Source organism: Shewanella sp. 1311 (assembly GCF_059338235.1).
The window spans coordinates 1,859,726-1,873,388 of sequence record NZ_CM181686.1 but is presented as its reverse complement, the minus strand read 5'-3'; the positions used below and the strand labels follow the sequence as shown (position 1 = coordinate 1,873,388).

The 13,663-nt window shown below is 45.6% G+C and carries 13 protein-coding genes and 1 riboswitch; of the genes, 9 read left to right on the top strand and 4 right to left on the bottom strand.

All coding sequences use genetic code 11. From position 1 onward, the window contains the following. Positions 1-270 precede the first annotated feature (270 nt). From AC5YB3_RS08500 to AC5YB3_RS08490, 3 genes are all read left to right on the top strand, one after another. Entirely contained in the window at positions 271-705 is a 435-nt protein-coding gene (locus AC5YB3_RS08500) for a DUF3293 domain-containing protein (RefSeq protein ID WP_006080129.1), read from the top strand. A gap of 101 nt (positions 706-806) precedes the next feature. Beyond that, positions 807-981, top strand: a riboswitch (Lysine riboswitch). A gap of 150 nt (positions 982-1,131) precedes the next feature. Then, complete coding sequence (gene lysC / locus AC5YB3_RS08495) at positions 1,132-2,487, top strand: lysine-sensitive aspartokinase 3 (protein ID WP_306683311.1); 1,356 nt, start codon at positions 1,132-1,134, stop codon at positions 2,485-2,487. A 1-nt stretch (position 2,488) separates the two neighbouring features. Further along, positions 2,489-3,610, top strand: a complete 1,122-nt coding sequence (locus tag AC5YB3_RS08490) for a succinylglutamate desuccinylase/aspartoacylase family protein (protein ID WP_494526942.1) — start codon at positions 2,489-2,491, stop codon at positions 3,608-3,610. 102 nt (positions 3,611-3,712) lie between these two features. Here the strand turns inward: AC5YB3_RS08490 and AC5YB3_RS08485 are convergent, their stop codons facing one another. Continuing rightward, on the bottom strand, positions 3,713-4,678 hold the full coding sequence (locus AC5YB3_RS08485; protein ID WP_012588585.1) for a zinc transporter ZntB: 966 nt from the start codon (positions 4,676-4,678) through the stop codon (positions 3,713-3,715). A gap of 197 nt (positions 4,679-4,875) precedes the next feature. Here AC5YB3_RS08485 and AC5YB3_RS08480 point away from each other — a divergent pair, with 197 nt between their 5' ends. Further along, the gene (locus AC5YB3_RS08480; RefSeq protein ID WP_006080134.1) at positions 4,876-5,250 is read left to right on the top strand and encodes a YacL family protein; all 375 of its coding nucleotides are present in this window, start codon (positions 4,876-4,878) and stop codon (positions 5,248-5,250) included. Positions 5,251-5,339: 89 nt separating this feature from the next. On the opposite strand, the gene AC5YB3_RS08475 is transcribed toward AC5YB3_RS08480, so the two are convergent. Next, positions 5,340-5,969 carry a response regulator gene (locus AC5YB3_RS08475; RefSeq protein WP_494526941.1) on the bottom strand — a complete coding sequence of 210 codons (630 nt, stop codon included), beginning with the start codon at positions 5,967-5,969 and terminating at the stop codon, positions 5,340-5,342. Continuing rightward, the gene (narQ, locus tag AC5YB3_RS08470; protein WP_494526940.1) at positions 5,962-7,797 is read right to left on the bottom strand and encodes a nitrate/nitrite two-component system sensor histidine kinase NarQ; all 1,836 of its coding nucleotides are present in this window, start codon (positions 7,795-7,797) and stop codon (positions 5,962-5,964) included. Before narQ ends, AC5YB3_RS08475 begins: the two co-directional genes overlap by 8 nt. 225 nt (positions 7,798-8,022) lie before the next feature. Here narQ and nrfA point away from each other — a divergent pair, with 225 nt between their 5' ends. Together nrfA and AC5YB3_RS08460 are read left to right on the top strand one after the other, a co-directional pair. Next, positions 8,023-9,426: an ammonia-forming nitrite reductase cytochrome c552 subunit gene (nrfA, locus tag AC5YB3_RS08465; protein ID WP_494526939.1), complete on the top strand. Its 1,404-nt coding sequence runs from the start codon at positions 8,023-8,025 to the stop codon at positions 9,424-9,426. Positions 9,427-9,682: 256 nt separating this feature from the next. Next, positions 9,683-10,435, top strand: a complete 753-nt coding sequence (locus AC5YB3_RS08460; RefSeq protein ID WP_006080141.1) for a putative porin — start codon at positions 9,683-9,685, stop codon at positions 10,433-10,435. Between the two features lie 81 nt (positions 10,436-10,516). Here the strand turns inward: AC5YB3_RS08460 and AC5YB3_RS08455 are convergent, their stop codons facing one another. Next, the gene (locus tag AC5YB3_RS08455; RefSeq protein WP_107403670.1) at positions 10,517-11,059 is read right to left on the bottom strand and encodes a hydrolase; all 543 of its coding nucleotides are present in this window, start codon (positions 11,057-11,059) and stop codon (positions 10,517-10,519) included. Positions 11,060-11,403: 344 nt separating this feature from the next. Here AC5YB3_RS08455 and AC5YB3_RS08450 point away from each other — a divergent pair, with 344 nt between their 5' ends. The 3 genes from AC5YB3_RS08450 (at position 11,404) to AC5YB3_RS08440 (ending at position 13,561) form a co-directional block, all read left to right on the top strand. Then, a complete protein-coding gene (locus AC5YB3_RS08450; RefSeq protein ID WP_006080143.1) occupies positions 11,404-11,742 on the top strand; it encodes a P-II family nitrogen regulator in 339 nt (112 codons plus the stop codon). A 10-nt stretch (positions 11,743-11,752) separates the two neighbouring features. Continuing rightward, positions 11,753-13,003, top strand: a complete 1,251-nt coding sequence (locus AC5YB3_RS08445) for an ammonium transporter (RefSeq protein ID WP_259508296.1) — start codon at positions 11,753-11,755, stop codon at positions 13,001-13,003. Between the two features lie 219 nt (positions 13,004-13,222). Beyond that, the gene (locus AC5YB3_RS08440; RefSeq protein WP_107949227.1) at positions 13,223-13,561 is read left to right on the top strand and encodes a hypothetical protein; all 339 of its coding nucleotides are present in this window, start codon (positions 13,223-13,225) and stop codon (positions 13,559-13,561) included. The last annotated feature ends 102 nt before the right edge of the window (positions 13,562-13,663 follow it).

Below are 13,663 nucleotides of genomic sequence, written 5' to 3'. Positions count from 1 at the left end.
ATATATGTAACAAACTGTATTGAACGATAAGCATCTTGCTCAATCTGTTTCAACTCACCAGTACGTACATTGTACTCGTTTTAGTCATTTGTTAACAAATGAAATGTTAACAAATTTTAGGTGAGTCGAGGTTTTTACCATGATATTTACTTTAGCTATTGATTAGTATAACTAATGTATTTGCCATTCCTGTGAGCCAGTTCACGCCTCTTTGGATTTTACAATCACTCTGCTACACTAGCCTGGGTTCATTTTTCGATTAGACTACCAATGGACAATACGACTCAAGATTTGTGGCAATGTTACCAAGCGCCGTTATTTTTGCTGACTCAAGCATTATCCTGTGATTTTTCCTTTGCTGTTATTACCGCTCATAATCCCGCTTCAAAGCTGCTTTCTCCCAGTCAAAACCGTTTACTCGATCGCCAACTTCTCCGTGAAATTGAATTACTCGGCAGTCCCTATCGTGCTTTAGTGGGCGCGGCGCCGGATTTATCCCACATGGAAAAAAGCTGGGCCGTGTTTATCGATAGAACGATGGCGCTGCAATTGGGGAAGAAATTTAATCAATACGCGATTTATGTGGTCGAACAAGGGGAGGTGAGCTTAGTGCCTTGCACCTTGGCCGGACATGATGAAGTGTGTTTAGGCAAATTTAGTGATTATGTGCAGCTGGTATACGAGTTACCCGATTTAAGCACTTAGTTGTTTTCAAAAGATTTTATTTAAATTATTCATTTGTTATGAAATTAGCATTGACTTCATTAGGGGTTTATTGCTACTTTTTTCGTCCCTTTCCCTAGGAAAGGAACAGAAGAGGAGCGTTAACTAGGTAGTCGGTCAGAGGAGCACAAACTCCAGCGATGACTGATGAGGGAGATTAACGCCGAGGCATAGATATGGTTGCTGCATGTTTATGTCGGTCGCTCAGGCTGAATCCTGACGATTGTCACCTGTAATTGGTGGAGAGCTTCTGGTGACGATTGCTGTTTCCCTTCTTTTGGGGTGCGTTATCATTGAGCACCAGGCTCTTCGAACGAAGTCAGTTCGGAGTGTGATCATGTTAGTTAATCAATATCTTATTCAATCTGCATTTATTTGTTGCCCTACGTGTTTCACGGAGGTGCGCTAATGTCCCTCGTTGTCGCAAAATTTGGTGGCACCTCAGTCGCCGACTATAACGCTATGAATCGCTGTGCCGACATAGTGTTAGCTAATCCTCATTGTCGTTTAGTCGTGGTCAGCGCTTCGAGCGGCGTGACGAATCTACTAGTGGAATTGACCCAAGAATCGATCAACGACGATGGCCGATTACAGCGATTAAAACAAATTGCCCAAATTCAATATGCGATTTTAGATAAGCTCGGTCGTCCTAACGATGTGGCCGCCGCATTAGATAAATTATTGAGTCGCATGTCAGTATTGAGTGAAGCGCTCGCATCACAACGCAGCAAAGCGACCATGGATGAGTTGTTGTCCCTCGGTGAGCAATGTTCTTCGGCGTTGTTTTCAGCAGTCATCCGCGAGAAAGGTGTTAACTCCAGCGCCTTCGATGTACGCCGAGTATTACGTACCGACAGCCACTTTGGCCGCGCGGAACCCCAAGTTGAGCAGATTGCGACTTTAGCTCGTGATTATCTACAGCCACTGTTAGCGGAACAAGTGATTGTGACGCAAGGCTTTATCGGTGCCGATGAAGCAGGTCAAACGACCACATTAGGCCGCGGTGGTAGTGATTATTCTGCTGCGCTGTTAGCCGAAGCGTTACGCGCCTCAGCGGTAGAGATTTGGACCGATGTAGCGGGGATTTATACAACCGATCCGCGCCTTGCGCCCAATGCTTTTCCGATTGCCGAGATCAGCTTTAATGAAGCCGCCGAGATGGCGACCTTTGGTGCCAAGGTATTGCATCCTGCGACCATTCTTCCTGCCGTTCGTCAGCAAATTCAAGTGTTTGTGGGTTCAAGTAAAGAGCCTGAAAAGGGCGGGACTTGGATCCGTCATCAAGTGGAAGATGCGCCCGTATTCCGCGCTGTGGCTTTGCGCCGCGATCAAACGCTGTTAAATCTTCACAGCTTGCAAATGTTGCATGCGCAGGGCTTTTTAGCGGAAACCTTTGCGACTTTGGCGCGACATAAGATCAGTGTGGATTTAATTACCACCTCAGAAGTGAACGTGTCTTTAACCCTCGATAAAACTGGCTCTGATTCAAGTGGTCAAGGTCTGTTGAGTGAGGCATTGTTGCAAGAATTATCACAGCATTGCCGGGTGCGCGTCGAAGATGGATTAGCCTTAGTGGCGATTATCGGTAACCGCATTGCGACCACGCCGGGTATTTGTCGCCGTGTGTTTGAAGTGCTGGAGCCACACAATGTGCGGATGATTTGCCAAGGCGCCAGCCCACATAACCTGTGTGTGTTAGTGGCAGAATCGGAAGCGGCGCAAGTGGTGAAATCGCTGCATCAAAATCTGTTCGAAGGCGCTTAATATGCCGCCGACAAGATCGTCCCTGCAAATTGGGGAGCTTGCCGCAGGGCAAGCGCTTACCTTGCCTATTTACCATTTTAAGCCGAGCGACGATAAGGCGACTGGCCCCAAAGTGTATATTCAGGCCAATGTCCACGGTGCTGAAGTGCAGGGTAATGCGGTGATTTATCAGTTGATGAAGCAGCTTGAGTACTGTGACATCCGCGGTGAAATCACCTTAGTCCCATTGGCGAATCCCCTTGGGATAAACCAAAAAAGTGGTGAGTTTACCCTTGGCCGATTTGACCCTATTACAGGCGCGAATTGGAATCGTGAGTATTTGAATCATGCAATCGATTTGCCGACTTGGTATAGCGAACATGCCAAGCTGAGTGATAACGAGCTGATCCAAGCTTATCGCAGTACTTTGGTTGAAGCCTGTCAGCAAAAATTACGGCATGAATGGGGCATTACTACTGGCCATAGGCTTGCGGTTAATCTGCAGATTATGGCCCACGGCGCGGATATAGTGCTCGATCTACACACGGGGCCTAAATCCTGTAAGCATTTGTATTGTCCTGAATATGACTTAGCTGCCGCGCAGTTTTTGTCGATCCCTTATACGCTTGTTATCCCCAACACCTTTGGTGGTGCTATGGATGAGGCGGCGTTTTGTCCTTGGTGGCAATTAAGTGATTTTGCAAAAGCGCAGGGGCGAGATTTAGCCGTTGCTGTGTCAGCGTTAACCTTAGAATTGGCGAGCCAAGAGCGCGTCTGTCTTGAGGATGCGTTGGTTGATGCCCAAGGGATTTTGGCGTATTTAAGCCACCGCGGCGTGATCGCTGAAACCGTTGCGCCCGCTAAAATGCAGCGCTTTGGTTGTTACCTTAAGGACTATAAAAAGTATCACGCGCCAAGTTCAGGGTTAGTGGAATACCTCGCGCCTGTGGGTGAGCCACTGACTGCGGGACAGCCCTTAGTGAATTTACTGCGTATGGATTTATACGGTACGGCAGATGAGCTGAAGACGGTCAGTTTGCCGCAGGACTGCGTGCCGATTTTGCATTTTGCTTCGGCGTCTGTGCACCAAGGGACAGAGCTTTATAAAGTCATGACTCATGTGTTTGAGTTGCCGACGACATAATCGCCGATTAGAGCATAAGCATTAGCTCATAACATTCAGCTTATAAGAATGAACGAAAACAACGCCAATCCTAATCGATTGGCGTTGTTGTTTTTAAGGTGGCTATAACCACTTAAATCGATAAAACAGCGCCATTTGTAGGGCGACGAGTGAGATTAATATGCCGCAGAAGGTGGCGAAGGCCCAAGTGTTGTCGGCGCCCGGTATGCCGCCAATATTGACCCCGAGTAAGCCCGTTAAAAACCCCAATGGTAAGAAGATGGCCGACACTAAAGATAAGAAATATAAGCGCTTATTGAGCTGTTCCGATTGTTGGCTGAGTAATTCTTCCTGAGTCACATTCGCCCTATCGCGCAGGGCATCAAGATCTTCAATGGTGCGGATAAGCTTATCGTTTGTTTCCCTGAGTTTAAGTCGCTCTGAATCGTTAAACAGACTAACTTGCTCGGAAATCATTTTTGAAAAGGCTTCACGCTGGGGCGCTAAATAGCGGCGAATGGCGACGGTTTGGCGGCGCAGTTCGGCGATATCGGTGCGTAAATCTTTAACATTGCCTGAGACGACGAGCTCTTCTAAATCAGAGAGTTGTTCTTCTAACTTATCGATGAACTCGACTTTACGGTTAGTGAGTCGCTCGCAGACAGCGACGATAAAGTCGCCCGTAGTTGCAGGCCCATTTCCCTCAAGGATCAGCTCGGCGACATCTTTGACCGACTGTAACTCGCGATCGCAGGTGGATATGATCCGCTGTTTATCGGCATAAATACGCACGGCCACCATGTCTTCGGGAGCTGAATTAGGGTTGAGGTTGACGCCGCGTAACGCGAGCAATATGCCTTCGCCGGCGATAACGGCGCGGGGGCGAGTATCTTGGGCGAGTAGGGCATCACTCTCGACCTTCGGCAGGCCGCTATTGAGTATCCAGTGGCGCGCCTTTTTATTGCGATAGCGAAGGTGCAACCAGAGTAGACCATCCTGCGGATCCCATTTTTCGATCTGTTCTAAGCTTAAGGTGGAACCCGCTTGGGCGCCGCTTAGCACTAAACTGTAGATAAATCCTTCGTGCATATCGCATTCCATATAACTTTCAAAATCATACAAACAAGCTAACTGATTTTGCCATGAAAATGAAGTCAGTACTCGTGCTTAACGGATATGAGGCCAACGCTAATAGAGTTAAATCGGCTGTGCTGCGTGGGGCGAGCAACTTCGGCAAGGATAGGTTAAAATTAGCGTTAGTAGGCTTAGAGCAAAGAGATAATAAAATGGAATACGAATTTCGGCGTAACAGTTTAACCGGCACTTTTCTGGCCAGCTTTAGCATGGATCATGAGGTGCTGGGGCAATGGTTTACAGAAGAATTAGGGCCTGAGTTAGCCAAAATTCAGCAAGTGTTAGACATGATTAAAGAAATTCAAACCGATAAACGCGGTGCATGGCGTCTCGTCGGTAATGATTTCACCTTAGAGTTAGAGCGTGAGCAGGCGCGGGTGTTTGCGAATACGTTAGGTTTCGAGCAAGAGTATGAATTAGAAGAGGCGATGTCACTTTATGATGCTGAATCTGAAGCCTATTGTGGCCTTGAGGATTTTGAGCAGGCGTTACTGAGTTGGCAGACATTTATCGAGAAAGGTCTGTAATCGTCCATTCAAATCCTGTTCGATAAAAACATAAAGGCAATCATTGGATTGCCTTTATTGTTTGCGCTATACCTCGCTAAACTCAGGGATTACTGATTAAGGTAGCGCACCGCCATTTCGGTTCTCGACTTGGCATTGGCTTTACGCAGTAGGTTTTTCACATGCACTTTGACTGTGCCTTCACTAATGTGTAAATGCTCTGAAATCATCCGATTACTTAAGCCTTCCGCCAGTTGCTCTAGAATTTGCTGCTCCCTTGGCGTTAGGCTTGAAATCCATTCTTGCTCATCGGTCGCATCTTTTAGCTCGTAGAGGTATTCCTCCACTTCATCGCTGATAACTCTGTGGCCAAGCATGGCATTTTTGAGTTTTTCGAGCAGTAAATCGGGCTCAGTATCTTTGAGCAAATAGCCGTCGGCTCCTGCGCGTAATAAACGGATCACATCTTGTTTGGCATCGGAAACTGTGAGTATCACTATGCGCGAGGTGACGCCCTCTTGGCGCATGGCATTGAGCGTATCTAGGCCTGTCATGCCTTTCATATTCAGATCGAGCAAGATGATGTCGGGCTCATCGGTGGCAACGGCGGTTAATGCATCTAAACCGCCTCCGGCTTCGCCAAAAAGGCTGAAGTCAGGATCTGAGGCAATGAGCTGGCAGATGCCTTTGCGTAACAGGGGGTGGTCGTCGACCACAAGTACGGAATAAGGTTTACCCATTTGAAGGCTCCTGTTGAGAGGGGAAAATAAGCGTCACTCGAGTGCCACTTGAACCTTTGCTGTGCTGCGCAAGGTTGAATGAATGGTTAGGCTTGAGTGTATCTTCTTGTTCGTTGCATCCTTGCTCAATCGTGGTTGTCGTAGCAGGTTTAAATCGGCTTATCTCGTTGTCGCTAAATACGACTTTACCTGAAAGTTTGCTGGCTCGCTCATGCATAATCCCTATGCCAAAGTGTTGATCTCGTTCTTTTAAATGTCCAATACCTATGCCGTTATCGCAAACATCGATATTGACCATGCCCTCGTCATCCTTATAACAATGGATATTGATGAGGCTGGCCTCAGCATGTTTGATGGCGTTTAAGGTCGCTTCTCGCGTGATCTGCAGTATGTGAATATGCTGCTTTGCCTCTAGCCATTGTGGTGCAAGTTTATAGTCTAAGGTGATCTTGATACTCGTCTTGGTTCTGAGCTGCTCAAGCATAGCCTCTAAGGCACTTTTTAGATCGGGTTCTTTAATCGTGAGTCTAAAGGTCGACAGCAATTCCCTGAGCTGCACATAGGCAGTGCTCACGCCTTCATTGATTTCGGTTAATTGAGCCTCAACGGTAGGGTTGCGGCAGCTGTGATCTAAGTTTTTGCGTAATAAGCTAATTTGGATTTTAAGGAAGGACAGCACTTGACCTAAGGAGTCGTGTAATTCCCGTGCAATCACGCCGCGTTCCTCCATCAGAGCCAGTTGTTGTCTTTGTTCAGTGGCGTTGTGGATCACAATTGAGCGAGTCAGCATAATCGCGAAATTATTAAATAGCGCAATATTCGGTGTTTGATCTGCTATCAACTCTAAGTAGCCCAGATTTGCTTGCTCAAATTGCAGCGGGAAACGGGTGCTGTTTTGAGCTACCTCTGGCCAGCCGCCATCGGCCTCAATCACTTCAAGCTCTTGCTCTGGATATTGAATGATGAGTCTTAGGTAGTCGAGTGACTCATAACCTTTTAACTGATTCAGTGCCGCTTTGAGAGCAGTGTAATCGAGCTTATTCGCGTTTAATGTCAGTAGGTTATCGTATAAAAATGCCAGCTCATTGTTAGCCCGAGTGAGTGCTAAGGTTTTCTCTGCCACCTGCGACTCTAAATCGCCATAAAGCATGGCGAGTTCCTTAGCGGTTTTTTGCAGGGCATGGGTGAGCGCTGTGAGTTCGATATATTCGGTTTCTGGCATTTCGATTTCAAAATTGCCCTTAGAAATAGTATTCGCCGACTCCATCAGTTTTTGCAGCGGGATCACCACTTTCTTCTTAGTAAAACGCACCGCCACAAAGGCGATAATCAGCATGACGCTCAAGCCTAATATTTGGCTGGCAGCGAGGAGCCTGAGTTTAAAGGCGGCGTGGTGCTCCATCTCCAGTACCAGTAAATCTATGGTATCGACAAAGTCCTTTAGTGACGCTACATAATCGCGGGAGTTTTCCTGCTCTATGTAGTACTTCATTACCAGCCATTTATCGATCACGAGCTGATATTGATCGGCAATCTTACGTGGACTAAACCAACTATCTGAAGGCTTTAATGTATCGGAATAGAGGGTATTTTCGAATTCGGTGATTTTGTCCTGCGCGGCATCACTGCCAGAGTTGGCGTAAAACATCAATCGGTAGCTTTGCATCCGCAAAGAACCCGAGGCGTTAATCGCCTTAGCGTCGCCCAAGCTGTAAGACAAATTGATGATAGCAAAGGTCGATAAACTGCTAGAAAGCAGAATGAGTACTAACATTAATCCTAAGATTTTTGAGGTTAGACTGCCTCGTTTCATTAATCCGCTATTCATTTTAATGGCCGCTGTTATGGCACTTTGCAGTGGTTTTTACATTAGAAAATAATGTAATACATTAACAAAAGTATAGAAGTGTGAACAACAACACCTTTACATTTTGATCTAGCGCAAACTTCGACCTAGATACCCCCTAAGAGGTATATGTTTAGCGGGATTAACTCACTAAGTTTGACCATGGAGATGTCGTGATTTACAACAATAATGCAACACGGAGATGAGATGATGAAGAAGATGACAGGTAAGTCCTTTGCACTAAGTGCACTGGTTGCCGCCAGCTTCATGGCGGCGGGCGCAATGGCGAGTGATAAAACTGAGCCTCGCAACGAAGTTTATAAAGACAAATTTGCTAATCAATACGCTAGCTGGCATGACACAGATAAAAGCACTGATAATACTGATGTGTTGGCCTCGGACCCAAGCTTAGTCTTGCTGTGGGCTGGTTATGGTTTTGCTAAAGATTACAATGCACCACGTGGTCACATGTACGCCATTACGGATGTGCGTAACACTCTGCGTACTGGCGCACCCACCAACGCGGAAGATGGCCCAATGCCGATGGCTTGTTGGAGTTGTAAGAGCCCAGATGTGCCGCGTTTGATTGAAGAACAAGGCGAAGATGGTTACTTCAAAGGCAAATGGGCAAAAGGCGGCCCTGAAGTGGTGAACACCATAGGCTGCGGTGACTGCCATGAAAAAGGCACGCCAAAACTGCGTATATCCCGTCCCTTTGCTGAACGTGGTATGGAAGCATTAGGCACACCGTTTGCCAAAGCGTCTAAAAAAGACAAGCAATCTATGGTTTGCGGTCAGTGTCACGTTGAATACTATTTCGAGAAAAAAGAAGGCAGAAAAGGTTTCGTTAAATTCCCTTGGGATATGGGCACAACCGTTGAGCAAATGGAAACCTATTACGACGGTATTGAGTTCTCAGATTGGACGCATGCGCTGTCTAAAACCCCTATGTTAAAAGCGCAGCATCCTGGCTATGAAACTTGGAAACTCGGTGTTCATGGTAAGAATGATGTGAGCTGTGTTGATTGCCACATGCCAAAAGTGACCAACGACAAAGGCCGTAAGTACACAGATCATAAAGTGGGTAACCCATTTGATCGTTTTGAAGAAACCTGCGCGACGTGCCACAGCCAAAGTAAAGAGTTCTTAGTCGGCTTGACCAACGAACGTAAAGCGAAAGTGAAAGAGCTAAAAGGCCGCGCCGAAGCGCAACTGGTGAAAGCGCACTTTGAAGCTGCCGCCGCTTGGAAAGCCGGTGCCACTGAAGCGGAAATGAAGCCCATTCTAACCGATATCCGTCATTCACAATGGCGTTGGGACTATGCGATTGCTTCACACGGCGCTGCTGCGCATGCCCCTGAAGAAGTCTTACGTATCCTAGGCACAGCGGTAGATAAAGCGGCAGATGCGCGGGTTAAGTTAGCGCAATTGTTAGCGAAGAAAGGCATCACAGATCCTATCACGATCCCAGATATTTCTACTAAAGCCAAGGCACAAGCCGCTTTAGGTATGGACATGGAAAAAATGAATGCAGAGAAAGAAGCATTTAAGAAAGACATGTTACCTAAGTGGGATGAAGAAGCGAAAAAACGCGAAGCCACTTATAAATAATACTTAAGTAGACTTCAAAATAATAAAAAGCTCCTATATAGGGAGCTTTTTTATATCCTTTATTAAAGGATAAATATTAAATTTTTATTTCAATTATATATTTTTTGCATTAAGGTGTGCGCCGCTAGGAGAGCAGGTTCGTTTAAATATAAAATTAAATGGATATTAATGATAATGGAATAAGCAATGCTGAGATTGTTTCTTCGTTATCTTCATCTTTTACTCCTAGCTTATAATCATATAAGGGAATACTTTGATGAAAAAAATTACCGCGCTAGCAATATTATTAGGTTTCGTAAGTGTTAATGCCGCTGCTGCACAAGATAATCCATATCAGCATGAAGCAGGCCTAAAATATAGCGCAAATTCTGAAGAGTTCAGCGATGGTCTGTGGAACGCGAATTATCGTTACTACATTAGCCCAGTTGACCAAACTAAAGGTCCTTATGCGCTTAATGGATTTTTAGCTCAAACGTCTAATGTTGGCGTTAATTACAGCAATTATGATGAATCAGATTTAGATACTATTGGTGTTGATGGCACTTATGTATTTGCTTCTAAATGGTTTATTGCTGCTAACTATCAACGTTCTGAAATCGGCAGTTTTGACTGGAACACTTACGGTGCAGAAGTCGGTTATTACTTCAACGATAGCTCTGCAGTATCTGCTTTCTATAACGATGGCAGCGATAGCATCGAAGAGTCATACGGTTTAAAAGTGCGTAGCTTTATTGCACTGCAATCAACCACTGGTGTTGATTTGAGCGCAAACTGGACACATCAAGATTCTGACGACACATTCAATTTAGGTGCTGATTGGTATGTGACTAAGTCATGGTCTGTTGGTTTAGGCTATACCGATGATGGTCATGATGATACTTTCGTATTGAAAACCGCTTATTGGTTACGTCTGTCTGATAGCTTCTCTGCAAACTTTGAGTTAGCTAGAGAATTAGATTCAGATGCTGATGGTGTATTTATTGGTTTAGGTTTGACTGGTCGTTTCTAATTTAATTTTCGTAACGATTTTTTAATATAAAGGTCACAAGTTAATGTGACCTTTATTATTTTACTCTAAATGAATTTAAGACTATTTTATCAGTTTTAATAATGCCCTAAAGCGCTCGCCTTGGGCTTGATGTTGTAATTCAAATAATAGCGATTCCACGTTAGTTAATAAGGCGCCTCTGGCCGTCATCATCTGAATACCCAGTTGTTTATTATCGGCACTGCGTGACGAGACGCCATCTGCGACGAGATGCACCGAATATTGCTGTTCTATAAGGTCACAACAGGTTTGATAAACACACACATGGGTTTCAATGCCCGCCAGTATGACGTGTTTGCGATCCGTCTTAGTGAGTGCCTGCGCAAACTCTTCACAGTGCCAGCCGCTAAAATGTTGCTTGGCAATAGGGGAGCCGGTTTTCTCCAGCAAGGTTTGAAGCCCTGGACTGGTTGCTCCGAGTTTATCGGGTAGCTGTTCTAACCACAGTATGGGTATTTCAAATAATTGTGCACCTTGGATTAAGGTCTGTAGTTGTTGGTGCAGCTTGTCACTGTTATCCATGATTTGTGCAAGTTTTCCCTGCACATCGACGATAACGAGAACACATTCTTCGGGTTTTAACATCGGGCCTTCCTTCTGCGCTTGATGATTGTCTTAGTGATGATCTTCGCTTTTGTCTAAGAGCTTGTGCTGTGATGCTCAGGTTTCATCTCGATTTACGCTTCCCCCAGTAGACCCCAATTTCACCTTGTTACCAATAGGCCTAAGGTCGAATAGCTGCTGCACTTAAACTGCTCACTAAAAGAGTGCGTTGCACTTGTTTTTGCTCGATTATGGTGCATTTTTAACCTTTAAAAATAACCTTTTTTAGTTAAAGTTTAAAATAATCAGTAAGTTAAATTGTTGGCCTAATGATTGAATTACCTTTGATACAAGTTAATAACAATCGCGTTTTTTTGGAGGTCAGGATGAAACTAGTCAGCGCTATCATCAAGCCATTTAAGTTGGATGATGTCCGTGAAGCTATCGCCGGAATAGGTATTGAAGGCATGACGGTGACCGAAGTTAAAGGTTTTGGCCGTCAAAAAGGGCACACAGAGCTGTATCGTGGCGCCGAGTATCAGGTGGATTTTTTGCCAAAAGTAAAACTAGAAATTGCCACTAAGGCTGAAAATCTCGACATGTTGATTGAGGCCATTACCACTGCGGCCCATACGGGGAAAATTGGCGACGGTAAGATCTTCGTCGTCGACTTAGAACAAGCTATCCGTATCCGTACGGGTGAACTCGATACAGAAGCGCTATAAGGGGCTGACAATGGAAGAATTAACAAAATTAGGCGGCACAGTCACTGAACTACGCTTTGCACTCGACACCTTTTACTTTTTGATTTCTGGTGCGTTAGTTATGTGGATGGCGGCGGGATTCGCCATGTTAGAAGCGGGTTTAGTTCGCTCTAAAAACACCACTGAAATTTTAACGAAGAACGTGGTGTTGTACGCGATTGCCTGTGTGATGTATCTGCTGGTTGGCTACAACATCATGTATGTGGATAACACTGAAGGGGGGTGGTTGCCATCGATTGGTACCTTAATCGGTTCTCAATCATCAGATGCGAGCCATGCATTAGAATCTGACTTCTTCTTCCAAGTGGTGTTTGTGGCAACGGCGATGTCAATTGTCTCTGGCGCTGTGGCGGAACGGATGAAGTTATGGGCTTTCCTGTTCTTCTCTGTGGTGATGACAGCGGTTATCTATCCAGTAGAAGGGTATTGGACTTGGGGCCAAGGTTTTATCTCTAAACTGGGCTTTGTGGACTTTGCGGGTAGCGGTATTGTGCACATGACAGGTGCGACGGCGGCGATTGCGGGTGTATTATTGCTCGGTGCACGTAAGGGTAAATATGGCCCTAACGGTCAAGTGAATCCTATTCCTGGCTCTAACTTGCCGATGGCAACCTTAGGTATGTTTATTCTGTGGATGGGCTGGTTTGGCTTCAACGGTGGCTCGCAATTAATGGTGTCGGATGCGGCGAATGCGAGCTCAGTGGCAAAAGTGTTTGTTAATACCAATACTGCGGCGGCGTTCGGTGCTATCTCTGCGCTTATCGTGTGTAAGATGATTTGGGGTAAAGCGGATTTAACCATGATACTCAACGGTATTTTGGCGGGTTTAGTGGCGATTACGGCAGATCCTCTTTCACCTTCACTGTTAATGGCGGGTGTGGTTGGTTTAGTTGCGGGCGGCGTGGTGGTGTTCTCGATTGTGGGCTTAGATCGCATTAAGATCGACGATCCAGTGGGCGCTATTTCAGTACACGGCGTGGCTGGCTTCCTTGGTCTAATGTGTGTGCCATTATCCAACGCTGATGCGACTATTACTGGGCAGTTGACCGGTGCTGCCTTCATCTTTACTTGGGTATTCTGTTCATCCTTTGTGGTTTGGTATGTGATTAAGAAAACCATGGGGATCCGTGTGACAGAGGAAGAAGAATACAATGGTATGGATGCGTCTGATTGCGGTATCGATGCCTATCCAGAGTTTGTTACGGTTAAAAATGCTGGCTAAGTAAACTGGCGAATTAATTGTGATTCAACTTGATGCCTAGCGTGGATCGAGGGATAGTAAAGCAGAGCTTAGGCTCTGCTTTTTTATGGGGCTTGGTCATGGGTTAAGCTCAAGGCGGTTTAGAGTGGGGCTTAAGCAGGCTGCCGTGCATTACCTTACAGCATGATTTACCTACACTATTTACCTACAGTATTTACTGCATCAACAGAGGGGTGAACTATGAGCTTACATGCCACAGCTGTCGGTCAATTTACGCGACTCAGCCTTATCGTTATTGCTGGCTTGATATCAGTATCTGCCTTAGCAGGGGAAATCATAGTTAACCGCTCGAGTGAGCCTGTCGATGCCTTTGCTGTGCGTGATCAAGTGCTCAAGGATTTTGAGTGGCAGGAGTCGCTGCGTCGCCAGCAGCAGATCCAAATTCTGCAGGCTTTACCCTTAGGTTGTATTACTGTGATAAAGCCCTATCGCTATTTCACCTGTGGGGAACATAACTATCGGCCATATCATTACCAGCAGCGCGAGCTATACATAGAGGTTGATCGACCTTCGCAGTAACTAACTTGCTAAATCACTTGCCATTATTTTTGAACGATAGCGATTGTCATTTTTTGTAACCATTTTATGTCGTCTTTTTCGCCATTTGTAATAAGCTCAAAT